At 71.0% G+C, this 24,946-nt stretch carries 22 protein-coding genes, 1 tRNA gene and 1 pseudogene; 11 read left to right on the forward strand and 13 right to left on the reverse strand.

Translation table 11 applies throughout. From position 1 onward, the window contains the following. Positions 1-95: 95 nt before the first annotated feature. Together MXD95_RS27275 and MXD95_RS27280 are read right to left on the reverse strand one after the other, a co-directional pair. Positions 96-1,052: a hypothetical protein gene (locus MXD95_RS27275; protein ID WP_250643608.1), complete on the reverse strand. Its 957-nt coding sequence runs from the start codon at positions 1,050-1,052 to the stop codon at positions 96-98. Beyond that, positions 1,049-2,164 carry an SPFH domain-containing protein gene (locus MXD95_RS27280; protein ID WP_250643609.1) on the reverse strand — a complete coding sequence of 372 codons (1,116 nt, stop codon included), beginning with the start codon at positions 2,162-2,164 and terminating at the stop codon, positions 1,049-1,051. The genes MXD95_RS27275 and MXD95_RS27280 overlap by 4 nt, the downstream gene beginning before the upstream one ends. Before the next feature lie 109 nt (positions 2,165-2,273). Between MXD95_RS27280 and MXD95_RS27285 the strand changes: the two genes are divergently transcribed. Continuing rightward, complete coding sequence (locus tag MXD95_RS27285) at positions 2,274-3,101, forward strand: NUDIX hydrolase (protein ID WP_250643610.1); 828 nt, start codon at positions 2,274-2,276, stop codon at positions 3,099-3,101. 191 nt (positions 3,102-3,292) lie between these two features. On the opposite strand, the gene MXD95_RS27290 is transcribed toward MXD95_RS27285, so the two are convergent. The 5 genes from MXD95_RS27290 to MXD95_RS27310 all read right to left on the reverse strand — a co-directional run bounded on the left by MXD95_RS27290 (position 3,293) and on the right by MXD95_RS27310 (position 9,921). Next, a complete protein-coding gene (locus tag MXD95_RS27290; protein WP_250643611.1) occupies positions 3,293-4,411 on the reverse strand; it encodes a DMT family transporter in 1,119 nt (372 codons plus the stop codon). 180 nt (positions 4,412-4,591) lie between these two features. Beyond that, complete coding sequence (locus MXD95_RS27295) at positions 4,592-5,764, reverse strand: MGDG synthase family glycosyltransferase (protein ID WP_250643612.1); 1,173 nt, start codon at positions 5,762-5,764, stop codon at positions 4,592-4,594. A gap of 80 nt (positions 5,765-5,844) precedes the next feature. Next, entirely contained in the window at positions 5,845-6,822 is a 978-nt protein-coding gene (locus MXD95_RS27300; protein ID WP_250643613.1) for an NAD-dependent epimerase/dehydratase family protein, read from the reverse strand. Then, positions 6,819-7,955, reverse strand: coding sequence for a DegT/DnrJ/EryC1/StrS family aminotransferase (locus tag MXD95_RS27305; RefSeq protein WP_250643614.1), 1,137 nt, complete (start codon positions 7,953-7,955; stop codon positions 6,819-6,821). The genes MXD95_RS27300 and MXD95_RS27305 overlap by 4 nt, the downstream gene beginning before the upstream one ends. 1,012 nt (positions 7,956-8,967) lie before the next feature. Then, complete coding sequence (locus MXD95_RS27310; protein WP_250643615.1) at positions 8,968-9,921, reverse strand: metallophosphoesterase family protein; 954 nt, start codon at positions 9,919-9,921, stop codon at positions 8,968-8,970. 282 nt (positions 9,922-10,203) lie between these two features. Here MXD95_RS27310 and MXD95_RS27315 point away from each other — a divergent pair, with 282 nt between their 5' ends. From MXD95_RS27315 to MXD95_RS27335, 5 genes are all read left to right on the forward strand, one after another. Continuing rightward, entirely contained in the window at positions 10,204-10,863 is a 660-nt protein-coding gene (locus MXD95_RS27315) for an MSMEG_0572/Sll0783 family nitrogen starvation response protein (protein ID WP_250643616.1), read from the forward strand. A 213-nt stretch (positions 10,864-11,076) separates the two neighbouring features. Beyond that, positions 11,077-11,961: an alpha/beta fold hydrolase gene (locus MXD95_RS27320; RefSeq protein ID WP_250643617.1), complete on the forward strand. Its 885-nt coding sequence runs from the start codon at positions 11,077-11,079 to the stop codon at positions 11,959-11,961. A 121-nt stretch (positions 11,962-12,082) separates the two neighbouring features. After that, positions 12,083-13,252: a YihY/virulence factor BrkB family protein gene (locus MXD95_RS27325; protein ID WP_250643618.1), complete on the forward strand. Its 1,170-nt coding sequence runs from the start codon at positions 12,083-12,085 to the stop codon at positions 13,250-13,252. 139 nt (positions 13,253-13,391) lie between these two features. After that, on the forward strand, positions 13,392-13,967 hold the full coding sequence (locus MXD95_RS27330) for a phage holin family protein (RefSeq protein WP_250643619.1): 576 nt from the start codon (positions 13,392-13,394) through the stop codon (positions 13,965-13,967). 86 nt (positions 13,968-14,053) lie between these two features. After that, positions 14,054-14,629 (forward strand): DUF3618 domain-containing protein, encoded by a 576-nt coding sequence (locus tag MXD95_RS27335; RefSeq protein ID WP_250643630.1) that lies wholly within the window; start codon positions 14,054-14,056, stop codon positions 14,627-14,629. A 136-nt stretch (positions 14,630-14,765) separates the two neighbouring features. Here MXD95_RS27335 and MXD95_RS27340 read toward each other — a convergent pair whose 3' ends face one another. Then, positions 14,766-16,031, reverse strand: a complete 1,266-nt coding sequence (locus tag MXD95_RS27340) for a DUF4407 domain-containing protein (protein WP_250643620.1) — start codon at positions 16,029-16,031, stop codon at positions 14,766-14,768. Between the two features lie 257 nt (positions 16,032-16,288). Between MXD95_RS27340 and MXD95_RS27345 the strand changes: the two genes are divergently transcribed. Next, complete coding sequence (locus MXD95_RS27345) at positions 16,289-16,732, forward strand: SRPBCC family protein (protein ID WP_250643621.1); 444 nt, start codon at positions 16,289-16,291, stop codon at positions 16,730-16,732. A 105-nt stretch (positions 16,733-16,837) separates the two neighbouring features. Here the strand turns inward: MXD95_RS27345 and MXD95_RS27350 are convergent, their stop codons facing one another. Continuing rightward, entirely contained in the window at positions 16,838-17,563 is a 726-nt protein-coding gene (locus MXD95_RS27350; RefSeq protein WP_250643622.1) for a transglycosylase SLT domain-containing protein, read from the reverse strand. A gap of 200 nt (positions 17,564-17,763) precedes the next feature. Further along, positions 17,764-18,810, reverse strand: a complete 1,047-nt coding sequence (locus tag MXD95_RS27355; RefSeq protein ID WP_250643623.1) for an anti-sigma factor RsbA family regulatory protein — start codon at positions 18,808-18,810, stop codon at positions 17,764-17,766. A 398-nt stretch (positions 18,811-19,208) separates the two neighbouring features. On the opposite strand from MXD95_RS27355, the gene MXD95_RS27360 reads away from it, so the two are divergent. Further along, positions 19,209-21,887, forward strand: a complete 2,679-nt coding sequence (locus MXD95_RS27360; RefSeq protein ID WP_250643624.1) for a Tex family protein — start codon at positions 19,209-19,211, stop codon at positions 21,885-21,887. Positions 21,888-22,065: 178 nt separating this feature from the next. Here MXD95_RS27360 and MXD95_RS28345 read toward each other — a convergent pair whose 3' ends face one another. From MXD95_RS28345 to MXD95_RS27375, 3 genes and pseudogenes are all read right to left on the reverse strand, one after another. After that, positions 22,066-22,410 (reverse strand): DUF4394 domain-containing protein, encoded by a 345-nt coding sequence (locus tag MXD95_RS28345; protein ID WP_308301596.1) that lies wholly within the window; start codon positions 22,408-22,410, stop codon positions 22,066-22,068. Then, positions 22,409-22,573 (reverse strand): annotated as a pseudogene (locus tag MXD95_RS27370) (DUF4394 domain-containing protein); the annotation flags it as partial. The pseudogene MXD95_RS27370 and the gene MXD95_RS28345, both read right to left, overlap by 2 nt. Then, positions 22,564-22,713, reverse strand: a complete 150-nt coding sequence (locus tag MXD95_RS27375) for a DUF4394 domain-containing protein (protein ID WP_250643626.1) — start codon at positions 22,711-22,713, stop codon at positions 22,564-22,566. The pseudogene MXD95_RS27370 and the gene MXD95_RS27375, both read right to left, overlap by 10 nt. A 978-nt stretch (positions 22,714-23,691) precedes the next feature. Between MXD95_RS27375 and MXD95_RS27380 the strand changes: the two genes are divergently transcribed. From MXD95_RS27380 to MXD95_RS27390, 3 genes are all read left to right on the forward strand, one after another. Beyond that, positions 23,692-23,764 (forward strand) — tRNA-Lys (locus tag MXD95_RS27380). A 172-nt stretch (positions 23,765-23,936) separates the two neighbouring features. Then, positions 23,937-24,185, forward strand: a complete 249-nt coding sequence (locus tag MXD95_RS27385; protein WP_250643627.1) for an antitoxin — start codon at positions 23,937-23,939, stop codon at positions 24,183-24,185. Continuing rightward, positions 24,182-24,592 (forward strand): type II toxin-antitoxin system VapC family toxin, encoded by a 411-nt coding sequence (locus MXD95_RS27390; protein WP_250643628.1) that lies wholly within the window; start codon positions 24,182-24,184, stop codon positions 24,590-24,592. The genes MXD95_RS27385 and MXD95_RS27390 overlap by 4 nt, the downstream gene beginning before the upstream one ends. The last annotated feature ends 354 nt before the right edge of the window (positions 24,593-24,946 follow it).

The raw sequence follows: 24,946 nt of genomic DNA on the forward strand, positions 1-24,946 counted from the left end.
CTCCAGCCGGCCCGTCCGCGGCGGGGGCGGTACGCCGCCCCGGCCGCCAGGTCGGCCTGCGCCCCTCCCGCCGCGCCCGCCGTCGCGGGTGACCGTCACAGCAGGCGCAGTCGGCGATCCGCCACGCCGACGGTAAGCCGCTGCCCCCAGGACAGTTCGATCGCGTCCGTCTCGATGCCGTCACCGAACACGACCATCCGGTCCGACTCGACCAGCATTTCCAGCCGCGCCACCCCGGCCAGACGACCCTCGGTCCACGTGATGCCGGTCGCGGGCGACGGCCAGGCCTCACGCACGAACCAGGCCAGCGCGTCGGCGGTGGGTGCCGGCAGCTCGATCTCACTGTGCCGCTGCGCCCAGACCGACCGACACCAGCCCGTCGCCCCCGTCCCGGTACCCACCAGCAGGCCGGACGAGGCCTGCCGCTCCGCCACCAGCCCATCGGGACCGACGGACGGCCGCGCGCCGGTGTCAGTCGGGACGCGCAGCACGTACCGGGTGGTCTGATGCCCGGCGTTCCCGATGTACACCTCGTTGAGCGCGACGATCCGCTGGCCGTCATCGGAACGGGCCTCGACCATGGTGAGCTCCCCCGACCGCCTGCCGCCCGAGCCGGGCGAGCCGGGCGAAGAAGGCTTCAGCGCCGCCAGCAGAGCGGCTGCCTCCCCAGGACTGTGGCGGACCAGCACACCTGGCCCGCGCCCGGCGTCGGCGTCGGCGTTGATGCCGAGGACGGGCTGCCCGTCGAGGTATTTCGCCACGTTGGCGACCAGCCCGTCCTGGCCGACGCAGATCACCACATCGTCCGGGGCGAACAGGAACCGGTCGAGGTCGGCCCGCTCGACCTCGCCGCGCCGCCAGTGTGCCGGGATCGCCGCGGCCACCGCCCGGCGGGCGGCCTCGGCCCCGTCGTGGACGGCCCGTACCTCAGCGAGTTCCCGCCCCCGGGTGCGCAGAAAGAACTCCGCCTGGCCGGAGGTACCGTGCCGGGCCAGCAGGTCGGCGTATTCGGTGCGCCGGTGCACGAGCACCGCGCGCGGCGCGAGGCTCACCGCCGCGCCTCGCCACCGCCGGACCGCGCGCCCGCGCCGCCACCGGGAGATCCACCCGCCAGCGCGCCCGGACCGCCGGGAGCACCGCCGCGGACGAACCGGGCCAGCAGCTCGGTGACCATGTCGGGGGTGATGGTGAGTGCGCCGATCGACGGCAGGTGGTCGGCGAGGTCGCGTACGGCCAGGGCGACCATCGCCGAGGTGTCGAGCCCGGTGACGGCGGCGACCCGCGCGGCCTCGGTGTCCGCCTCGGCCTGCCCGAGCAGACGCACCGCCTCGGCGCGGGCCGCCGCCTCCACCCGCACCCGCTGCGCCTGTGCTCGGGCGGCGGTCTCGGTGCGCTGTGCCTCGGCCTGCGCTGTGATGTGCGCGGCGGCGGCCTGCTCGGTCATCCGGCGCTGCTCGTTGGCGCCCTCCTGCGTGACCAGACGCTCCGCCCGCACCGCGAGTTCGATCTTGCTCTGCAGTTCGTTCTCGGCGATCCGTCGCTCCTGCTCGGCCGCGAGTGCGCGCCGCCCGTAGGTGGCCCGGTCGGCCTCGGACTGGATCTGCTCCCGGGCCGGCATGCACAGCGCCTTCTCCACGTCCGGTGTCGGCCGCACCGCGATGACCCGCACCCCGGCGACCGCGATACCGGTCTGGACCAGCCGCGCGTCCGAGCGCAGCCCCTCGGTCACCCGCCCCCGGATGACCGGGACGCTCTCGGCGAGCGCGGTGGTCAGCGGCGTGCGGGCGAGCAGGTCCGAGGCGTACTGCTGCGCCGTCTCAGTGATCATGCCGCCGAGCTGGTCGAGCGGCTTCTCCCGCCAGGTGCCGAGCTCCGGGTCGATGCCGAAGTCGAGCCGGGCCGCGGCAAGCGCCGGATCCGCGATCCGGTAGGTCACCGTGGCCTGCACCGCCACGTCCTGAAAGTCGGAGGTCCGGGCGTGGAACAGCAGCGCGAGCTCCCGGTCGTCGACCGGCACCTCGCTGATCACCGCCGTACGCGGCCGGTACCAGAACACAAGCCCCACGCCCTCGTGGGCGACCGTCGTGCCCCGCTGGTGGCGGACGTAGGCCGTCGGCCGGCCTCGCAGGTGGCACAGAAACGGCACGCGGCTGATGTCCGCCATGGCTGCCTCCCCTGTGATCAGCGCCCCGGCTGATCGCCCTCGTTTATCGTCGAGATGACGATAAGGCGAGATCCCCCTTCTCGTCAAGGTGACGAGATAGGGTGCGGTCATGCCGCCATCCAGTGATCCGCGGGCGCCGAGAGAAGCAGCCGGAGAGCCCTGGCTGCCGGATGGCGTCGTACCGGTCGCGCTCAGCGTCGACCTCGTGCTACTGACCGTCCGCGACGACGAACTGGCCGTCCTGCTGGTGCGCCGCGGCATCGACCCGTATCTCGGCGGGTGGGCCCTGCCCGGCGGGTTCGTCCGCCCGGGAGAGGACCTCGCCGACGCCGCGGTGCGGGAGCTTGCCGAGGAGACGGGCGTTCGCCACCCGCCCACGCACCTCGAGCAGCTCGCGACCTACGGTGCTCCCGGACGCGACCCGCGCGGCCGCGTCGTCACCGTCGCGTTCCTCGCGCTGGTGCCACAGTCGCGTTCACCGGTCGCCGGCACCGACGCGGCCGCGAGCGGATGGGCGCCCATCGCCACCATCTCCGGCGTCGACTCCCCAGCCGGCAACCCGAGGACCGAGCTTGCCTTTGACCACGCGACGATCCTGGCCGACGGGCTGGAGCGGGCCCGGTCCAAGATCGAGTACAGTGCGGTTGCCACGGCGTTCTGCGAGCCCGAATTCACCGTCGCGGAGCTGCGCCGGATCTACGAGCTGGTCTGGGGATGCCGGCTGGACCCGCGCAACTTCCATCGCAAGGTGACCGGGACGGCGGGGTTCCTCATTCCGACCGGGCGCTTCACAGGTCGCGACGGGGGTCGACCCGCGGAGCTCTACCGGCGGGGAGATGCCGGGATACTCCATCCGGCGATGTTGCGGCCCGCGCAGGGGCGATCGGAGCGAAGCTCCACGGGGAGACGGCCGGGCGCCCGGGCGATCGGGGGGTGAACCCGGGCGGCCGGCCACGGCTACTGTCTCACCGAAAGCGCACGTGACATCACTTTCAGTTTGGAGTGTGGCACTGGAGTGAACGGGTGTCCGCACTCGAGGTGTGCGTCCCCATTGACACCCCTCCCGCACCATCCGCACATCCGTCACCCGAGGATCCGCAGGCCGGCGGGACGGCGGGACGGCGCAGGTCAGCCGAACTCGCGTACGGCCGCGCTGCGGTCGCCGTCGGGCCTGCGCCCGAAGTCGGAGGAGGCGGGCGGATCGGTGGTGACCCGACCCAGCGGACCGGGAGCAGCCGCGGGCGCGGAGCCGGTGCCCTCAGACGGAGCCGTGTCGATGCCGTCGCGCACAGCGGGATCGGCGCCCTCGCACGGCTCGGCGGCAGCGGCGGCGGCGGCGCCTTCGAGTTCGTCGACGGAGCGGTTGGCGGCCATACGGTCCCGGCCGAGCGCGACGATGCCGGCGGCGACCATGGTGAGGGCGAAGATGAAGGCGACGCGTTGCGGGCCGTCGGGTGCCGGTTCGTCGAAGAGCGTGACGCCGAGGGTCACCGGCAGGAAGGCGGACACCCCGCTGGTGACCGGGAAGGCGATGACCGCGGCACGGCCCTGCAGGCCGCGCTGCTGCAGGCCGAGAGCGAGCACCGAGAACAGCACCAGCAGGTACGGCGTCGGCGTGCTGAGCAGGTCGACCAGGGTGGACTGGCCCTCCCGGCGCTCGTGGACGGCCAGGCCGATCTGACGGGTGGCCAGCGTCGCGATGGCGTAGCAGACACCGGCCGCGGCGCCGAAGCCGAAGGCGGTCGCGGCCACGCCCTCCCGGCGCGCGGCAAGATTGGCGAGGAAGGCGCAGAACAGGGCGAACAGCAGGCCCAGGACCAGAAACGCCAGCAGGACATCGGTGCTCGCCGAGGTTCCCACCTCGGCCCGGCGGGCGAACGCATAGGCCAGCAGACCGATGCCGGCGACCATCGACGCGACGCCAAGCCAGCCGTTGCGGCTGATGCGCTCGCCCAGGACCCGCTGGGCGAGCAGGGTAAAGACGATCATGTCGAGTGCCATCACCGGGGCGACCAGAGCCACCGGTGCGACGGACAGGGCGGTGACCTCGAGCAGGAAGGAGCCGGCCTCGACGCCCAGCCCCAGCAACCAGAGCGGACGCAGTGCCAGCCGAGCGAGCAGACCAAGCCCGAGCCCGGAGCTGGCCTCCTCCTGCCGGGCCGCCCGGGCCTGCACCAGCGGGGCGATGCCGTACAGGCCGGCGGAGACCATCGCCGTCGGCAGCCCCACCAGCAGTGCCTTGCTCATTGGAACGCCACCCTGGCCCTGCCCCCCTCCCGCAACGCCTGGTGCGCCCCGCACCTCCGGTACGCCCATGCCCCGCGGCACGCCCGCGACTGATTCACGCCCACCATCCGTACCAGTCAACACTGCCGGCGAGAGGAGGCATTCCGGACCTGGTGGGTGATCGGCCCAGGAGGTCGTGGCTCACCAGTGGGCGCCGAAGCCGATCTGGGCCAGAGCGGCGTCGAAGGCCTGCTCCCACGCCTGCGGCCCGATGGCCACCCGGTGCGACGGTGGCTTGACCCGGTCGAGGCAGGCCAGCGCCGAGCGGGTCAGCGAGACCGGGTCGGTGTTGGTGACCTCCGCGTGCCCTCGTTCGAGCTCCTTCTGCAGGTTGTCCCGGCCATGACCGGGCACGACGTCAAGGAGCAGCAGGTCCCGTCCGATCACGCGGGCCTCGCTGCAGGTGTCGCCGGACGAGGTGACCACCAGGTCGCTCGCGGCCATGAGCGCCGGGATGCGGTCGGTGAAGCCGAACGGAATGACCTTGTGCTGCCGTTCGGCGAGCGCGGTGAGCCGGGCGGCCAGCTGCTTGTTCCGCCCGGCCACGGCCAGGACGTAGATCCCGGCGCCGGCGAGCGCCGAGGCGCTCTCGACCAGCGGCCCGAGGCCCCAGGAACCGGACATCAGCAGCACGCACGGCGCATCGGCGGGAATGCCGAGCGACGTGCGGGCCTCCTCCTGGGTCGGCGGCTCGTAGAACGGGGCGCGCACCGGGGTCGGCACCACCGAGACCAGCGCGTTCGGCGCGAACCGCCGCACGTAACGGGCGGCGGTCTGCGAGGTCACCAGATACAGGTCGGTGTTCTCGTGCACCCAGAGCCGGTGCACACAGCAGTCGGTGGAGAAGACCGCGGTGACCAGACCGGGAAACTCGGGCTTCACCCGACTGGTCGCCGCGGCTCCGGTCGCGAAGATGGAGATGACGAGATCGGTGGGTGTGGTGGCCAGCTCCTCGCGCAGGGCGGGAACGACGTAGCGGCTCGACGTCCGCTCAATGAGCCCGGCGAGCTTGCCGCCGGTGCGCATCTGCGAGAAGTGCACCGCGTCGTACAGGCCGGGCACGGCGAGCATCCCGCGGAAGACCTTCTCCCCGCGGGCGCCGTTGCGACCGCCGAGCATGCGCAGGCTGTCCGCGGTGCGCGCGTTCCAGCCGCGCCGCGTCAGCGAGGCACCGCACGCCTCGGCCATCACGTCGTGCCCCATGCCGAGCGACCCGGACAACAGCAGCGCGGACCCGCGCCGGGCAGGGGTCCCCGCCGCCGGATCGCCGTCCTCGGAAGGTCCGGTCACCGTCACACCACCGATCTGAGTCATGCGTTCTGCATCATCGTCTGGATTTTCCAGCTGGTCAGGTTCTGGACGGCTCGGTCATTTTGATCATCGTTGCGCGGGAGTCATTCCGACGAGGCGGCGGACACATCGAGATCGTCGGCGCGCGGGACGGCCTGGGCCGGCGGACGCCGGTTCGCCAGGTACCACTCGACGTACTGCCGGACGCCGTCGGCGAACGGTGTGGTGGGGCGCCAGCCGAGCAGGTCGAGCGCCCGGCGGGCGGACACCTCCCGGCCGCGGAAGTCCCCGGGCCGGGCCGGCACATGCTCGATGGTCGTCCCGGGGAAATAGCGACAGACCGTCTGGGCCATCTCCAGCACGCTGACCGCTTCGGCGCCCTCCAGGGCGAGCGTCGTGTTCTCCGCCTCGGGCCGCAGCGCGAGCACATGCGCGTCGGCCAGGTCCCGGACGAACACGTAGTTGCGGAACTGCTGGCCGTCTCCGGCGACGGTGAGTGACTCGCCGTCGAGGGCCTTGCGGACGAAGCGGGCGAGGACCAGCTCGTCGCGCATGCCGGGGCCGTACGGGATGCCGTAGCGCAGGATCGTGAACGGCAGCCCGTAGGTCTGCTGGTAGCTGTGCAGCAGCAACTCGGCGGCGAGCTTCGTCGAGGTGTAGACGTGCCCGGCGCGGGCGAGGGTGATCTCGGCATCCTCGGTGAGCGCGGCGGGATCCGAGCGCTCCCCGACCGCGCCGTACACCCAGACGGTGCTGGCGAACAGCACCCGGCCCACCTTCGCCGCCCGGGCCGCCTCGCAGACGTTGCCGGTGCCCTCGACGTTGAGGCGCACCGTGCGGGCGGGGTCGGCGTAGGCGAAGTCCACGTTGGACATGCCCGCGATGTGGAACACGGCGTCGGCGCCGCGCAACGCCGCGGTGAGCCCAGGCAGGTCCAGGACGTCCACCTGCAGACTGGTCGCCCGTGGATCACTCGGACCCGCGTCGACGTCGAGGGAGACGACCTCGTGCCCGGCGTCGAGCAGCCGGTCGACGACATGGCTACCGATGAAGCCGGAGCCTCCGGTAACGGCGATCTTCATGCTGCCCCGTCCAGGTCCAGGCTCGTAAGCGCAGCGGCGAAGGAGGCCGCCACGTGGTCGGCCTCCGCGTCGGTCATGTCGGAATGGAGCGGCAGGCACACGTGCCGGGCGCAGATGTCCTCGGCGACCGGCAACGCGCCGCCCGCATACCCGGTGAAGACGGGCTGCTGATGCAACGGCGCCTCATAGACCTCGCCGGACAGGGACACGCCGTGCCGTTCCTTGAGCTCCTTTTTCAGCCGGGCCCGATCCACGCCGGGGCGGGGCACGACGATGTACTTGTAGTAGTTGTTGACGTCGCCCGCGGGCAGCCGCAGGCGGCTCGCTCCCTCGAGGGCGTCGATCGCCGCGTCGTAACGGGCGGCGATGCGGGTCCTGGTGGCGAGGAACTCGTCGAGGTGACGCAGGTGCACCTTGCCGGTGACCGCGTGCAGCTCGCTCATCCGCCAGGCATAGCCCTCGCTGATGTGGACGTTGCCGAGGAAGCCCGCCTTGCCCTGGTCGCGGTAGACGAGCGCCGCCTCGTGGATCGCCGGGTCGGAGGTCACGATCATGCCGCCCTCGCCGCTGGTGATCAGCTTGGTCGGATAGAACGAGAACGACCCGGCCACTCCGAAGGAACCCGCGGCCCGGCCCGCGTGCCGCCCGCCGTGGGCATGCGCCGCGTCCTCCACGAGCAGGATGTCCCGCTCGGCACACAGGCGCACGAGTTCGTCGACGTCCGGTGGGATCAGGCCGCCGATGTGCACGAGCACGACGGCGCGGGTGTTCGGCGTGAGCGCCGCGGCGACGGTAGCCGCCGACAACGCAAAAGTGTCCGGGTTCACATCGGCGAACACCGGGTTCGCACCGGCCCGCAGAACAGCAAAGGCGGTCGCCGCGAATGTGTTGGTCGGAACGATGACATCCGTGCCCCGAACGTCCAGACTGCGAAGAATGATCTCCAGAGCAGCGGTACCGCTGCTCACTGCCACTGCGAACGGCGCCTCGTGCGCCGTCGCGAACGCGGCCTCGAAATCCTTCGTGTGCGCACCAAGTGTCAACGCACCAGTGGTGAGGATCTCGTTCGTGGCCGATGCGATCTCCGCGCGATCGTCCGCTGAGAAGACGATCCGCGCTGCGGGGACATGCACCTGTTCACCCCTGCCTTCCGAGTCATCCGCGCGAGCGGGCGCTGCTCCGGGCCCCCACGACGCCACGAGGTGTCAGCGCATCGCACCCGATGAGCCGGCCTCACCATGGCGTGGAACCCCCCGGCGGCCGCGGCCGGCATGACCCTCGTTCCCGGATTCCGCCGGCATCCGACCGGCGCCACCGCGCCCCCTTCAACTCCTCCGCATGTAACGACCGGCTTTGTGTGTGCATGCCCAAAACAGGCTAGCGATCCCGGTCAGCAGCGCGCCCACGGCCTACAACAGTTACCTACGAAACATCTCACATCTATCTGAAAGTAGCGGACCTTGTCGGCAAAGCGACGCCGGACCGGGGAACGATTCCCCCACCAGCCGTGAACATCTCACCCCGGAACGGACAGTGATGACTGTCGGATGTCGGTCAGGCATGGCCCCGGACACGGTCAGAGCCGGGGATCTGCATCGTCGCGCCTTCGCCGCGTCCGCGTAAGGGGGTCACCCGATCGAGGCCGACCGACGGCGCCGGGGCCGCGGCTCCGCGAGACCCCACCCGGACCGCTCGCCGTAGGCACGGGCAGGGTGCCCGCACCGCGCCGTCCCCGGACGGACACGCCCGGCCCGCAGCCTGATCACACCGGCCGGGTGACCGTTGGAGGGCGCCCATGGGGTGTCCGACGACGCCCCTGACCAGACCGCGCGCGAGGCTCACCAGATCACGCCCACCGCACGGAAATCACCCCAGCGGAGTGACCACGCCACACTTCCCGCCGCCGACGAGGTCTGGGCCAACCCGGGTCCGGGCCAACCTGGGTCCGACCGAAAGGGAAACCGACGCGCCGCGCGGACGTCCCGGGCATAGCGCCCGCGGACTGTCCGCCAGCGACGTGGGGATCCCCGCCCGGGCATCCTCCGGCTGACGCCGGGTGGGCCGGGAAACGCGAAGTCCCGATGAAGCCGGCGCCTGGCGTACGGGGGGAACGCAGGCACGAACTTCATCGGGACTGACCTGAGCCTACGACCCCCATCCGTCGAGAGCGACAGGACCTTGGTCCCTGCCTTCGGCCCCCGACGGCACTTCGTCAGGTGGTATTTGTCCGGGTTCCTTCCGTGAACGGACAATAGACCTGAAGGAGATCTCGCCACGATCCGTGTCGTACTCGAGCCAGTTCTGCGTGTGCCCGCGGGCCGGGCCCACGTTGATCAGCACCGTGGTGGTCACCTGGACGGCGGTACCGGCGGCCACGGCAGTGCCAGCCGGCGGAACGAGGCTGGAGGGCAGAGCCGTGCCGGTCGGCGGCGTGGGGTCGGTGGGTGGTGTGGGTGTGGGTGTGGGTGTGGGGCCGGCAGGGGCGGCGAGTCCCAGGCGGCCGAGCTCGGCCCGCACGAGCTCTGCGGGTACCGCGTCGACCGACAGCCGCAGGACCTGCTCGGGCTGGACGGGAATGACCCGCACGCGCGGTTCGTCCGCCGGCGTCGCGGGCCAGTGGATCTCGAAAAGGGCGTTCTGGTGGGTATGCCCCACCACGACGACGGGCAGGCGTGGCACGTCGGTGGCAACCGGAACGAGCAGCTCGGAGTCGGAGTCGGAGTCGGCCGAGACGGTCCAGCGGATCTGATGGCCATGCAGGCCCACCAGCCCGTGGAGCCGGGCGAACGCGGGTGCGTCGAGGATGGCGGCGAGACCCGGTGGCAGCTGTTCCGGACGCAGCAGGGCGTGGATGCGCTCCTCCTGATTGCCCCGGATCCGGCGCACCCCGGCCAGCCGTGACCACAGAGCCGGGTCCGGGTCGACCACCTGGGGCAACCGCCACCACCGCGAGGGATCGTGCCGCCGACGCGACACGTTGGCCTCGAGATAGTCGCCGAGGCAGACGAGCTCCGCCACGCCCGCCCGATCGGTCGCGGCGACGAGCCGATCCAGTGCCTTCGGCCGGCCATGCAGATCAGCGAACAACGCGTAACGCATCCCGCCAGCATCCCCGCAACCGACGGGGATCACCACCGATCACGACACCCGCATAAAGAGATAATTTATTTGGGCCGGTTCGTGAAGAGTCTGGTCCGCTCCGGTCGCCACGGGACCAGAAGGACGGCGCGGCGTGACCTGGTTCGGCCCATTTGGCGCACGCGGCTATCGGTGAGGTGCTTGACTTCCTGTCGTGCCGATGTGGAATCTCCGCCGACCGATCAGGTCGCCTTTCTGCCGCCGTCCCTGCGCCCTCGACGGCCAGCAGCCCGAAGAGCTGATATGACGCGCCCGGAAGCCGGCGCGCAGGAGCGCGCCCCCCGGCCGGACGAGTTCCGGCCGGGGGGCGCCCCGGCAGCGGCCGGCGTCGCCCCGTCCCACGGACTCGGCCGGCTGGGCGGGGCCGACGGGTCCGGCGAGGCCGAGGGAGACCCGCGGCTCGCCGAGCAGGAACGGCGCAGTCTCATCGAGATCCCCCACCCGGTCCTGTCCCCCGGAACCAGCCTGTACGGCTCCATCAAGATCTTCCCGGACTTCCAGGCCCACGACGGGGAGGCCTACCTGTCCCTGATCCACGGGATCGCCCACGAGTCGTCGGTGAGCTTCGTCGCGTTGCTGCAGGCGACCCGCGCCCTGCGCAAGGGTTTCGAGACCGTGGTCTATTTTCACGGGCCCGGAGCGATGAACACGATGGCAACCCGGGGATTTCCGCATACCGGGGATTCGGCTTTCCCTGGGCAACACAACATCAACAACCAGGTCGAAATCTTCATCGCGGAGGGCGGCACGGTGTACGTCTGCCGCTATGGGCTTTCCCTGCACGGCCTACGCGAGGAGGACGTCATCTCCGGGGTGATTCCCGCCCACCCCTCCGACCTGCAGGACTGTGTCATCCATTACAGTCGCAAAGGCGCGGTTATCAGTTCGACCTTTATGATCTGACGGATGCCCGTCGAGCTGCCGACGTGGGGTGACAACGAGGTCACCGGAGGCACCAGTGCGCCGGGTGACACCATCGTCAATCCGACAACTCGCCCTGGAACGGCCAGAAACACGGTCGGCCGGTGTTGTATCTGGGGGGGGCACGTCGCGGCCTGACCGGCCGGCGACCGCACCCCGCCCGCCCGACAACGAAGCGAACGGCAGAAACCTGGGATGGAAGACGAAGCACCGGCCTGGTTCGAGGCCGCCATTGACACCCGCCCGGAGCGGCACGAGACCAAGGTGGCCGGCGCCACCATCAGCTATCGCTGCTGGGGCCGGCGGGGGTCTCCCGCGATCGTCCTGGTCCATGGCGGTGCCGCGCATGCCGGCTGGTGGGATCACATCGCTCCCCTGATCCCCAGTGAATACCGGGTCGTCGCGCTCGACCTGTCCGGGCACGGCGACAGCGCCCGACGGGACGAATACACCCTTGGCACCTGGGCCGCCGAGGTCATCGGGGTGATCGACCACGCCGGCATCACCTCTCCGCCGATCATCATCGGCCACAGCATGGGCGGCTGGGTAACGATCATGACGGCGGCCGAGTATCCGGATCGGGTGGCCGGCATCGTCGTGGTCGACTCTCCCGTCGGGGAGTTCACGCCCGAGGAGCGCGCCGCCCGTGAGCGCACGGCCTTCGGCCCGCTGCGGGTCTACCGCACGGCAACGGATGCGCTGGCGCGGTTCCGCACGGTGCCGGACCAGCCGGGCTCGCTGCCCTACATCATCGACCACATCGCGCAGGGCTCGATCGGTTCCGTCCAGGGTGGCTGGACCTGGAAGTTCGACCCGAAGGTGTTCAGCAACCGGACACCCTCGCCGGAGATGCTCCGCAAGGTGCACTGCCGGGTCGCCCTGTTCCGCGCGGAGCACGGCCTGCTGACCCCGGACATCGGCGACCAGATGTACAACCTGCTCGGCCGGGTCGCCCCGGTGATCGAGATCCCGCTCGCCGGCCACCATGTGATGCTGGACCGCCCGCTGCTGCTCGTCACCGGGATCCGCACCATCCTCGCCGACTGGGAGCACTCCTCCCCGCAGGAACGCAGCGACTGAGCCCGGCCCACTGATCAGACCCCGCCCGGAAGGACCACTGATCAGAGGACCCGTATCGAGGAGTTGACCAGGACCGGACGGGTACACCTGCCCCCATGTTCCAACGGCAGGGGAGATCGCCATGAACACGTCCGCCCTTCTCGGACGCCGCCACGACACACGCCGCCACGACGACACCACCAGCCACAGCGACATCACCGACCGCGACGACCCTGACCCTGCCGGCCGTGCCAACGCCGCCGGCCGGCAGGACGGTGCCGGGCCGCGACGCCCCGGCACCGCAGGGGCGAGAGCCGGCGGTGGACGGCCCTCGCTGGACCAGCGAGCATCGCGGGAAGGGTCGGCCGAGCGCGGCGCGCTCGCCGTCGGCAAGCGGGTGAAGTCGCAGCTGGGCGCGCTGTCCATCCCACTGCTCGCTAGCGGGGTCGCGTTCTGGGCGATCCTGTCGATCTTCCCCGCGGTCATCGCCGTCATCACCGTCTACGGCCTGGTCTCGAGCCCGCAGACAGTGCGGGACGAGATCGCCCACCTGTCCGGCTCGCTCTCTCCGGCCACCAGCACCGTACTGCGGGACTGGTTGACCGGCCTCACGACCACGAACCACTCCGGCCTCGGTGTGGGCCTGCTGCTGAGCATCGTCGGGTTGCTCTGGGCGGTCTCGTCCGGGATGCAAAATCTGATCAAGGCCGTCCGCGTGGCCTTCGAGCAGGAGGAGACCCGTGGCCCGGTCCGGCTGCGGCTGCTCGCGGTGGGGATGAGTCTCGGCGCCGTGGTCGTGGCGGTGCTGGTCATCGGCGGCATCACCGCCAGCGCTTCGCTGCTGTCACACCACGTGTCCAACAGTGCGGTCCGGGTCGTGCTCACGATCCTGCAGTGGTTCGTGCTGGCACTGGTGCTGCTGGGGGCGATCGCTTCGCTCTATCGACTGGGCCCCGCGCGCACGCCGTCGAGCTGGCGATGGCTGTCTCTCGGTGCGGGCGGCGCGACGGTCGCGCTGATCGTCGCCTCGGTGGCGTTCTCGTTCTACGTCCGCGCCTTCGGCAGCTACAACAAGACCTACGGCACGCTCGGCGGCGTGGTCATCCTGATGCTCTGGCTGTACTACGCGGTCATGGTCGTCCTGGTCGGCGCGCTGATCAATGCTGAGATCACTCAGGAACCGAAGCCCCGCGCACCCGGGACGGACGCCACGCGGCCCTCGGCCGCGAACCCCACCCACATCACCCGGGCCGAGCGGACGACCCTCGCGCCGGCCCATCGCACAACGTTGCGCCACCGCCGGAGCGACTGACGCGATTAAGCCGCGCAATGGCGGGAATTCCGCAGATCAGACACGGTTCCGCTGGTGCCGCCACGCGGAGACGAACAGGAGGGGAGACGTCCCCCACGCGGGGAGACCGCCCCGCACGGACAAGCCGCGAGGAGACCCGATGACGAGCACGATCAACCCCAGGACCGACCATGGGGGCGGCAACCCCACCCCGGCAACGACCGCAGGGCCCGCTCCCGTCCGTCCCGTAGCCCCTACGACGCCCACCGCACCCGTGGAGCCGTACCCGGACGACGCCGCCGTCGGGTCCTACGGGCCCGACGCAGGCGCGAGCGCACCGTCCGGGGCCGCGGGCGGGCAGCGGACATCGACCGGACGTCTGGTTTCCGAGGTCGTCACCGACATCTCCACGCTGCTCCGCCAGGAGGTCGCGCTCGCGAAGGCCGAGGTCCGCGAGGAGACGAAGAAGGCCGGCAAGGGTGCCGGCATGTTCGCGGGCGCCGGCGGCGCCGGGCTGTACGCGCTGCTGTTCGCCCTGCTGGCCGTGATGTTCGGTCTGGGCGAGGTCATGGCGCTCGGGTGGGCGGCGCTCATCGTCGCCGTTGTGCTCGCCGCCGTCGCCGCCGTCCTCGCGCTCAAGGGGCGCTCCACCGTGCGCACCGTCCACCCCGCACCGACGCAGACGGTGGAGACGCTGCGCGAGGACGTCCAGTGGGCGGAGAGCCGCCGGCACTAGGCGGCCGCGCGGCCGGCCAGGTCCAGGCGCGCACTCCACCTTCGATCACTTCGCTCCATCCCCACCCAAGGAAGGCCAGGTTGACAGTGACCAGCACAGGCGCGTCCAGCACGAGCCCGGATGAGATCCGGTCCGACATCGAGGCGACCAGGGCACGGCTCGGCGATGACCTCGATGAGCTCTCCGCCCGGGTCAGCCCGAGCCAGGTGGCCGGTCGTACTGCCCACGACCTGCGCGAGCGGGTCAACACGGCGACAAACGCCGTGCGGCCGAAGGTGGCCGCGGCCACCGGCACCGCGACCGAGAAGGCCCGGCATACCGCGGACCAGGCGAAGGCCACGGTGCGCAGCCAGCTGGACGCCCATCCCCAGGTCGCGGCCACGGCCCACCGGGCCGCGAGCACGGCCGGCAGCGCCGCCGGCACGGCGACGCACACCGTGCAGCGCCAGCTGGACGCCCACCCGCAGGTGGCCGCGAAGGTCACCCAGGCCCGGGACAGCGCGGGCGACGCCGTCGGCACCGGTCGGCGCAAGGCCGCGGAGAACCCGAAGGCCACGGGGCTTGCCGCGGCCGGTGCGGCGGCGGTCGCGCTCCTGCTCACCGCGGTACGTCGGCGTCGACGTCGGCGTCGCTCCGCCTCGTCCGCGGCCGATGCCAGCTGACCCGGACCATCAGCTGGCCCGCATCATCAGCTGGCACGGACCGTCAGCTGGCACGGACCATGTCCGCGAGCGCGCCCGGGCACGTGTGGGACGAACCCCGCGCGCCCGGGCGTCGAGTACTCAGGGATGGGCCCCGTCATCCGGATGGGTCGGCCTCGGCCAGCAGGCCCGCGGCGGGAGCCAGGGACGGATCGGCGGGTGAGGCGGGGTCCGGCACCCGGTGACGGGCCCGCAGCTCGCGGATCCGGCTGTCCCGGTCGGCGCGGATCTCGGCCCGCGCGACGTCCGCGGCGGCAAGATCTCCGGCGAGATGCACCGCGATCTCCACCTCGTCCCGGCGGCGGACGTACTGGCCGTACCGGTCGGTGCCGGCGTCGGCGAGTTCCCGGGCGAGCCGGGCTCGGTGCCGGGTGGTGCAGGCGATCTGCTGGGCTTCGAGCTCGTGCGCCGTCGAGGTCCGCCATCGCTCGAGCCGGTCGCGACGGCGACAGTCGGTCTGTTCGAGGGTCCGGGCGAAACTGAGCGGCCCGAGGTCGACGCCGAGCAGCAGGAGGGTCAGCACGATCCGCCAGAACAGGACCGAGTGGTCCGACGTTGTCAGCCGCCAGAACGCCTTCTCTCGGGTCAGCAGGTCGTCGGCGGCGTCGGTGGTGGCGGTCTGCGCGTCGAGAAACCGACTACGGCGCGCGTCCCGCGAACGGTCGAAGGTATCCAGCCGGGCCTGGGCCGCGTCCCGTTCCTGGCTGGCCGTGGTGACGGCGGCGGCCGCGGCGCCGAGATCAGCCAGGGCGATGCGGTAGATCGGCCCGGCACCGGCCAGGCAGCCGCCCGACCCGGTGAGCTGGCAGTTCGCCGCCACAGTGGTGGCGGCGACCCGGCGGTGGGCCGCCTCAAGGGCCTGTTGGCGGGTGGCGACGCCAGCGGCGAGAGTCTGTTCCTCGCTGCGCTGGTTGGCATCGAAGCCGCGCAACGCCCGGCCAAGCTCCTCCTGGCGGATCTCGGTGACCCGCGGCGCGATCGAGGAGGCGAACACGGTCAGGAGCAGCGCCTCACCGACCAGCAGCGCCGCGCAGATCGCGATGAACACGCGCATGGCCGTGGCAGCGCCCGGCCCGCCCACCCGGACGGAGCCATCGCGCCCGCACCGGTACGGACGGGGGCTGAGCAGCACCGACCGGTCCAGGAAGAAGATCAGCAGCGCCCAGAACAGTCCGAACGGCAGGGTGCTCCACACCGATCGGTGTAGTCCCATGCCGGCGATGGCGGCTCCCGCGTAGGTGGCGAGCCCGGCGGTGAGCAGCATCAGGGCACCGGCTGTGACGAACCGCGGCCTGTCCCCCGGGCCCACCGATTCCGGCTGGGCTCCGGAACAGGCCACCAGCACGTTGCCGAGAGAGCTCATATTCACAGGTCGAGCGCGAGAAATCGGCCTACCCCCGTTCCGGCCGGCGACCCCGCAGCCGTCCGCGGGCCGCCCATCGAACGCCCCAGGAACCTAACTCAGGGTAATCGCACTCCGCATCTCCCCCGGGTCTGGTGCGGGATCCGCAGCCGGCGTGCGAGCCTGGGTCTGCCGACGGTGACGGTGACGTCGCCAGCGCCAGCGGGTGCCGCGGCGGCAGCCGAGCGGGCAGGATGCGGCCAGGCGGGAGGGCGAAAGTGGCACAGATTCGGGTCGAGGTGCGTCGTGAGGTGGCTGGCACCCCGGACCAGGTCCTCGCGGCGCTGGGCGATTATCAGGGTGCGCGGGCCCGAGCCTGGCCGGACAACATCCACGACTATCGGGTGGTCGCGGGCGGAACGGGGCCGGGCAGCCGGATCGCCTACCGTTTGCAGGCGACCCGCAAGCGAGCTCGGGACATCGACGCGCTCGTGTCCGCACCGGAGCCGGGAACCCTGGTGGAAGCGGATCAGAACTCCTCGCTGCGGACGAGCTACCGGATCACGCCAGCCGGCGGCGGGGCACGCAGCGCGGTGACGGCCACCACCACCTGGGACGGTGCCCGGGGTGTCGGTGGCTTCTTCGAGCGCACCTTCGCGCCAATCGGCATCCGCAAGCTGCACACCGCCGTGCTCGACCGGATCACCGCGCCCGTTTCCTGACGCTCCTCCCGCATCCGCCCTGCGGTCACCTGGGTCGGCGGCTAGGTCATCGGCCGCCTCGTCGCCTGCCGCGCAGACGCACGGCGGGGCGACGGGCCGGGCACATCACCAGACTCGGGCCAGAACGTTGCTGACATAGCCGTTCATCCGCGCGAGCTTGGGCACGTCGTCCGGATTGGCGGTCGAAAGCTGGCCCTGCGCCCACTGCGCGGCCCAGGTGGGAACGTTATGCGCGGCAATGACGTAAAGCCAGTTACGGCCCCACCGGTCGGAGTCGTACCGCTCGCGCATCATCCGGGCGGTCGAGTCGAGGGCCCAGAACGGGTCAAGGGCATGTGCCGTGGTCACATCGGGAAGCGTGGTATTCCACTGGCACAGCCCATAGTCCGAGTTGGTATAGTAGCCGACGGCACCGGGATCCCAGTTGCTTTCGATGGAGGTGATTCCGCGCAGCAGGCCGCGCGGCACCGTGTACTTCAGCGCATATCGGTCGGCGATCGGCATGAACAGTGCGTATGCCGTCTCCTTCGCAACAAACCCCGACGGGTTGTGCTCCACGGCCGGCAGGTACATGTCCCGGTTGATGGCCGGTTGGAGTTTTTCCTGGAAACCGGCGACAGCAGCCCCGGTGGCTGCGGTAAAGCGACCGTCCGTCGCCACAGGCGTGCCGGGACCGGCGTGCCAGTTCAGCGCACGGCTGATCGCGACGACAGCGGAACGCACGGCGAGGATGTCGCCCTCGGTGCTGCCAGGCGGCGCGGCCTCGCCCGCACCGACGCCGTAGCACCGGCCCAGGCCGGTGGATCCCGGGCCGTTCGCGCTCGGCGCCAAGGTACCGCCCCGGCCGTCCGCGGGCCATGATCCGCGCCCGACCCGAGTGCGCTCCGCGCTGGTCATCGCATCCCCTCCTGCCCTGCACGGACATACGCCCGCCCGGTCAGGGCGGACCATGTGCACGAGCGGCCTCGACCGACCCACATGATCATGCACCTGGGCGGCTCGGCTCTGGGCGATGCGCCCGACCGATCCGGTCAGTGGATGAACATGCGCACGGTCGTGCCGGTGGCGGCCGAGCGGAGCTGGACGAGGTCGCACAGCTGGTTGACCAGCCAGAGCCCGCGTCCACCGCCGAGATCAAGCGCCGGGCGCCGCCGCCCAGCGAGCCGGTCGGCCACCTGCCCGGCATCGGCGACCTCGCAGACCAGACCGCCCTGGCCAGGCCAGAACCGCACCGTGCCCTGCCCGCCGCCGTGGCGCACGCTGTTGGTGGCCACCTCGTGGACCGAGAGTTCGAGGTCGCCGACGCGGTCACGGCCGAGCCGGACAGCGCGGGCCGCAGCCGCCGCGGCCGCCCGCACCAGCCCGAGGTCCGCCGGGCCGAAGGAAAGCGCGGACCAAGGCGGGCCCAGATCCGACAGGGGCTCGGCAAACAGATCGCCGGCTGGCCCAACGGGGCCGCCACGCGCACCAGGTACGGGGTGAAAGCGGGTGCTGGGGCGGGCGAGACCACCTTTGACGACCAGCGGATGCGTCCGCCACACCAGGTCATCCGTCGCCGGATCGAGCGCGGACGACTCGTAGATGCAGCGCAGGCGCCAGCTGGCCGGACCGGGAAATGCCTCGTTGGTCAGAGCCTCGTGCAACATGCACTCGGCCAGCTCCGGGCCCGTCCGGCCGGACCAGACCGGCTCACCGATGCCGCGGACGACCCGGCCCTGTTCAGCTCCCTTTTCGATGAATTCCTGCCAGGTCGGGATGAGCCGGGCCGGATTGCGACCGACTTCCACGATGTCGATAAACTCGACGCGTCTGCCGGCCCGCCCCAGAGCGCCTCGCAGCAACGACATCCGCGGTTCACTCAACATGATCAGCACGTCCTCGTCGGCGGCCAGGCCGGCCAGAACGAAGTCACGGCTGGCGCTGAGAAAACCGACGTCACCACGATAGAGAAACGCCTCGTGCCGAATGTTTCCGGTCCCGAGCCCGGTTTCGGCACCGCCGACCGCGAGAGCGGCCGTGCCGAGCGCGCCCAGCGGCTTCACCGCGCTGCCCGGGCCCGCAAACACGGCCCAGGGCACGCCCGCGCGAACCTGGCCCGCTCGGCCCGCCCAGCACCAGAATAGAAGGAATAAGGCCGTCCCGCCCCCGTGGCCTTGCACCCCATGCGCACGAGCACATCATAGGTCATGTCGCACCAATGGGATATGCCCAGTAAGGCGATCGAACGGTACAGATCACACCGGATCACACCGGACGATCCGAGGCCCCGCCGAGTGGCATCGAGCGTGTCGCCTCGAGTGGCACCGTGGGCGTCGCCTCGGAGGGCACCCCGGTCCGCTCGGACAGCACGGCGGTCAGCACCGCCACGCGGGGCCGCCCGGCCGGCCCGCTGACGGTGATCGCCCGTAGTCTCGCAGACAGCGCGGTTCGATCGCGGCACCGACATCGACTCCGACGAGAAGGCGGATCAGGGATTGTGACGACGACAGCTGTCCCCCAGCAGTCCATCCACCAACGGATCGCCGAGGAACTCGGCGTGCGCCAGGGGCAGGTGGCGGCGGCGGTCGACCTGCTCGACGGGGGCGCCACGGTGCCCTTCATCGCCCGCTACCGCAAGGAGGTGACGGGCACCCTCGACGACACCCAGCTGCGCACCCTGGAGGAGCGCCTGCGCTACCTGCGGGAGCTCGAGGAGCGGCGCACGGCGGTGCTGGAGTCCATCCGCTCCCAGGGCAAGCTGGACGACGCGCTCGAGGCTCAGATCCTCGCCGCCGACTCGAAGGCCCGCCTCGAGGACATCTACCTGCCGTACAAGCCCAAGCGGCGGACGAAGGCGCAGCTCGCGCGCGAGGCGGGGCTCGAGCCCCTCGCCGACGCCCTGCTCGGCGATCCGTCGCTGGACCCGCACGGCACGGCCAGCGGCTACATCGACGCGGAGAGGGGGATCGCCGACGCGGGTGCGGCGCTCGAAGGCGCGCGGTCGATCCTGGTCGAGCGGTTCGCCGAGAACGCGGACCTGATCGGTGCGCTGCGCGAGCAGATGTGGTCGCGTGGCACGCTGGTCTCGAAGGTGCGGGAGGGCAAGGAGGAGGAAGGCGCGAAGTTCAGCGACTACTTCGCCTTCGCCGAGCCGTTCACCTCGCTGCCGTCGCACCGCATCCTCGCGGTTTTCCGCGGCGAGAAGGAGGAGATCCTCGATCTCACCCTCGAGCCGGACGAGCCGCCCGCGCCGGACTCGCCGCCGGCACCCGGGCCGAGCGACTACGAGCAGCGCATCGCGGTCGCCTTCGACATCGCCGACGCCGGCCGCCCGGCGGACCGCTGGCTCGCCGACACCGTCCGCTGGGCCTGGCGGACCCGGATCATCGTGCACCTCGGGGTGGACCTGCGGATGCGGCTGTGGACGGCGGCCGAGGAGACCGCGGTGAAGGTGTTCGCGGCGAACCTGCGGGACCTGCTGCTGGCCGCGCCCGCCGGCAGCCGTTCGACGATGGGCCTCGACCCGGGCTACCGCACCGGGGTGAAGGTCGCCGTCGTCGACCCGACCGGCAAGGTCATCGCCACCGACACCATCTACCCGCACGTGCCGGCGCGGCGCTGGGACGAGTCGCTGGCCACCCTGGCGAAACTCGCCGCCGAGCACCACGTCGACCTGATCTCGATCGGCAACGGGACGGCGTCGCGGGAGACCGACAAGCTCGCCGAGGACCTCATCCGCCGTCATCCGGAGCTGTCGCTGACCAGGGTGACGGTGTCGGAGGCTGGGGCATCGGTCTACTCGGCGTCGGCGTACGCGGCCAGCGAGCTACCCGGGATGGACGTCTCTCTGCGCGGCGCGGTCTCGATCGCGCGCCGGCTGCAGGACCCACTCGCCGAGCTCGTCAAGATCGAGCCCCGCTCGATCGGGGTCGGCCAGTACCAGCACGACCTGTCCGAGACCCGGCTGGCGACCTCGCTGGATGCCGTCGTCGAGGACTGCGTGAACGCCGTCGGCGTGGACGTCAACACCGCGTCCGCGCCGCTGCTGACCCGCGTGTCCGGGATCGGGGCCGGGCTCGCCGAGAACCTGGTACGCCACCGGGACGAGAACGGGCCGTTCCGCACCCGCGAAGCTCTTCGGGGGGTGCCCCGGCTCGGGCCGAAGGCGTTCGAGCAGTGCGCCGGCTTCCTGCGGATCAGCGGCGGGGACGACCCGCTGGACACCTCAAGCGTCCACCCGGAGTCCTACCCGGTGGTGCGCCGCATCCTCGCCGCCAGCGGTGAGGAGCTCACCACGCTGATCGGCAACGGCAAGGTGCTGCGCTCGCTGAAGCCGACCGAGTTCGTCGACGACACCGTCGGCCTGCCGACCGTCACCGACATCCTGGCGGAGCTGGAGAAGCCCGGGCGGGACCCGCGCCCCGCGTTCCGCACGGCGGCGTTCACCGAGGGCATCGAGACACTGGCGGACCTCACCCCAGGGATGACGCTCGAGGGCACAGTGACGAACGTGGCCGCGTTCGGCGCGTTCGTGGACATCGGCGTGCACCAGGACGGTCTGGTCCACGTCTCGGCGATGTCGAAGAACTTCGTCAATGATCCCCGGGAGGTCGCCAAGCCCGGCGACATCGTCACGGTGAAGGTGCTGGACGTCGACATCCCCCGCAAGCGCATCTCGCTGACCCTGCGTCTCGACGACGAGATCGGCGGCTCCACCAGCGGTGGTGGTGGCGGTGGGCGGCGTGGCGGCCGCGAGGGCGCCGGCCGTGACGGTGCTGCCCGTGACGGTGCTGCCCGTGACGGTGGCGGTGGCGGTGCCCGTGACGGTAGTGGTGCCCGTGATGGTGGCGGAGCGGGCGGGCGACGCGGGGGCGGCGGCGAGCGTCGCGCCGGTCAGGGCGGCCCGGGCGGTCGGGGCCGCGGTCCCGGCGGTCAGGACGGCGGCCGCGGTAGCCGTGCCGGCTCCGGTGGCTCTGGTTCAGGTGGGCCGGGCTCTGGCGGCGCGGGCGGCAACCGCGGCGGCTCCGGCGGCGGCCGGGGCGGCCGGGGTGCGCCCGATGGCGCGATCGCCGAGGCCCTGCGCCGGGCCGGTCTGGTCACCGGCGATCAGGTCACCCTCGACGGCCCTGGCTCCAGCCGTGGCTCGGATGCCAAGGGAGGCCGCCGACGCGGCTGATCCGACCTCGGGCGGTGGCACCGAGCCGTCCGTGGATGATGGTCACTCCATCCTCGGATGACGGGTATCCACCCGCGGACGGTGATCGACCATGTCTCGAATGACGGTGTGGCCGGGCTGGTCTCGACCTGGCCCGGCCACACCGTCACCCTTCGTGACCGTACTCGTGCCCGGCGGCCTAGTAGTCGTAGGTCGGAAGCGCGACGTCGAACACCGGGGCGTACCACGGGAACGAGCCGCGCGAGGCCACCTGGCCGGTCGCCGGCTCCACCTCGTAGAGGCGGTAGGTCGTACCGACGAGCAGCGAGGCGAAGCCCTGGTTGTCGACCGCCCTGCCGTACACGCGATCCGTGTGGATGTCGAAACCAGCGGTCGTTCCGACGAGCCCAGGCAGTGAGCCCGTCGGCACCAGTGACCCAAGGTTGGGCGGTGACTGGGCGGCCACCTCCGGTCGCGACGCCTGGCTGCGACGGATAGGCCAGCGGCATATCGATCGCGGTGGTGCCCGCCAGGGGCATCCCACCTGGGTCGTCGATTTTGTGCCGCAGGTTCTCCCCCGTGTTACTGACAATGCGAAGCCGGTTCGCGACCGGGTCGAAATCAACGTCGAAGGCGGTCCCGACGAGCGGTACCGTCAGGTGCGAGACGGGCCTGGCCGCGGCGATCCCGGCGTCGATCAGATAGATGCCGCCGAGGTTTCCAACGCCGTAGAGCTGTTGTCCTGCGGCCGGAAGTCGATCCCGATCAGCTTGGTGTCGCCCCCGACGAGGCCTGTGATCTGGCCGATCGGGACGGTCCAGAACGGGTTTCGCACGTCGAACCACACCAGGCGGTTGTCGGTCGTCAGACGTCTGACCAGCGGCGCCGCGACCCCCAGTCACCCCACGTGACCGCTACCTGGCGGAAGTGGATGCGCCCGGACAGCCGAGCTCAACAACGCACCGTGATGGCGGGTCTGCCGCCAATCCGGATTCCCACACCCCCACAGGCCACGCCGCGGTCAACCAGCCGCAACGCCGCACCCCGCCCGGCCTCAGGCCGGAGCCCCGCCCCCCGTCCCCCGTCCCCGCCCGGATCCCACCGCGAGAGCGCCCGGATCCGAGGATCGCTACCTTCCGCGGTGGGTGGCGGAGCAAGATCCGGCTACACAGGTCGTCATGGGGGGCATATCGGACAGGAATACCCCCACGGCGACCTGTTTGGATCTTCGGTCGATCTGGACCTCGGAATTTCGTCGCGGAACGTGAGTCTGGGCATCTGGATTCGGCGTGCCGACCCTGCGGTGACCAGCGGGGGCGCACCAGCGACGCGAGATGCGCCCACTCCCGTCCGCCGCCCCTGCGCCGGCCACCGGTCCGAATCGCCGGAGTCTCACGCGCCGCTCACTGCGCCCGGCGCAGGACGGCCCGAGCCGCGCCACCAACCGTTCGCCCGCGGCCCGGAGCCGCAGCCGAGGCGGGTAACCGCTGCTGGAGTAGACGCCCCCGGCAGTCCGGTCTCAACGACACCTGGTGACGGCGGGTCTGCCGCCATACCCGGATGCGCACACCGCCCCACCGGCCACGCCGCGGATAAGCGACGCCTCAGCGCTTCCCGCTCCCATCCCCGATACCGAGCAGGGCGTCGCCAACCCGGGATCGGCAGGCGGCACGACACGGCACACGGCGATCAGGCGGGGCCACGTCCGCAGGGAGCGCGCAACGCTGGCGTCCGCGTGTTGTCGAGCTTGGATCTCGGCCTACGGCAGGCTCATGGGTCAGGCCATCGACCAAGACCATTTCCCCCGGGTACGATCGGCTCTGCAGGGCCGTTAGCTCAACTGGCAGAGCAGCCGGCTTTTAACCGGCGGGTTCAGGGTTCGAGTCCCTGACGGCCCACTACGCCGCGTATCTAGCCTCTGACCTGGTCAAATAGATTGCCGGGTCTCCCGAGCCGCCCTAGTCGTCCAGCCCGCCGGGCTACGGCCTGTTGGGGCCGCCTGCCGACTGCGCCTCGCGTACAGCGCGCAGATGATATATACTTTTGGTATCTACCCTCAGGGAGGGGGCCATGGCCAAGACCGCGATCGCGAGGATCTTCACGCATGGTAGGAGCCAGGCCGTGCGGCTGCCCAAGGAGTTTCGCCTGCCCGGTGACCGGGTGCGCGTGCGTCACGTAGGAGACGGTGTACTACTGGAGCCGATCGCCTCGGATGTCGATGCGTGGTTCGCCGAGCTGGATCGATTCGCCGACGTGTCGCTGTTCGAGGACGGCAGGGACCAGCCGCCCACGCCCGTCGGCGAGGACCTCTTCGAGTGAACTACCTCCTCGACACGAACGTCGTGGTCGCGCTGCTGCGGAACAAGCCGCTCGCGGTGCGGGAACGGTACCGGTCGGCCCAGGCGTCCGGCGAGTATCTGGCGCTGTCGTCCGTCGTTCTGTTCGAGCTGTGGTACGGCGTGGCAAAGAGCAGTCAGGTGGCGGAGAACACCGACCGGCTTCGGGTGCTGCTCTCCGGCGGCATGGACCTGCTGGACCTTGATGACGAGGATGCCCGGACCGCCGGTCAGGTGCGCGCCGCTCTGGAGAAGGCCGGAACCCCGATCGGCGCCTACGACGTGCTGATCGCGGGCCAGGCTCTCCGGCGCGAACTGACGGTCGTCACGGCCAACAGCTCCGAGTTCAGCAGGGTCCCCGGCCTGCGCTCCGAGGACTGGACGGCCTGACCACACGAGGCGTGATGACGCTACCGTTGAACGGCTCCAGACGCTCCACCCGTAGAACGTCAACACGACCACCACTACGACGATCACGGTCGCGAGACGGGCCGAAGCGCCCGGCACCGCGCGAAATTCGGGACACCTGTTCGATAGGACCTGGGCGCTGACGAGCTGGCTGCCCACGTGCTGAAGAACAAGTTCCCTGTGTGAGGCGTGCTCGTGGCGATGTCGCGGCTAACATCGAGGGCCCCAGACCGTACTCATTATCGCTCAGCGGTGGTGTACGTCCCGACGGTGATCGATATCGACGACGGTCACGACCATGGCCTTGTCGTCAATACGGTAGATGATCCGGTAGGT

This window comes from Frankia sp. AiPa1, assembly GCF_023243075.1.
In the GTDB taxonomy this organism is placed as follows: domain Bacteria; phylum Actinomycetota; class Actinomycetes; order Frankiales; family Frankiaceae; genus Frankia.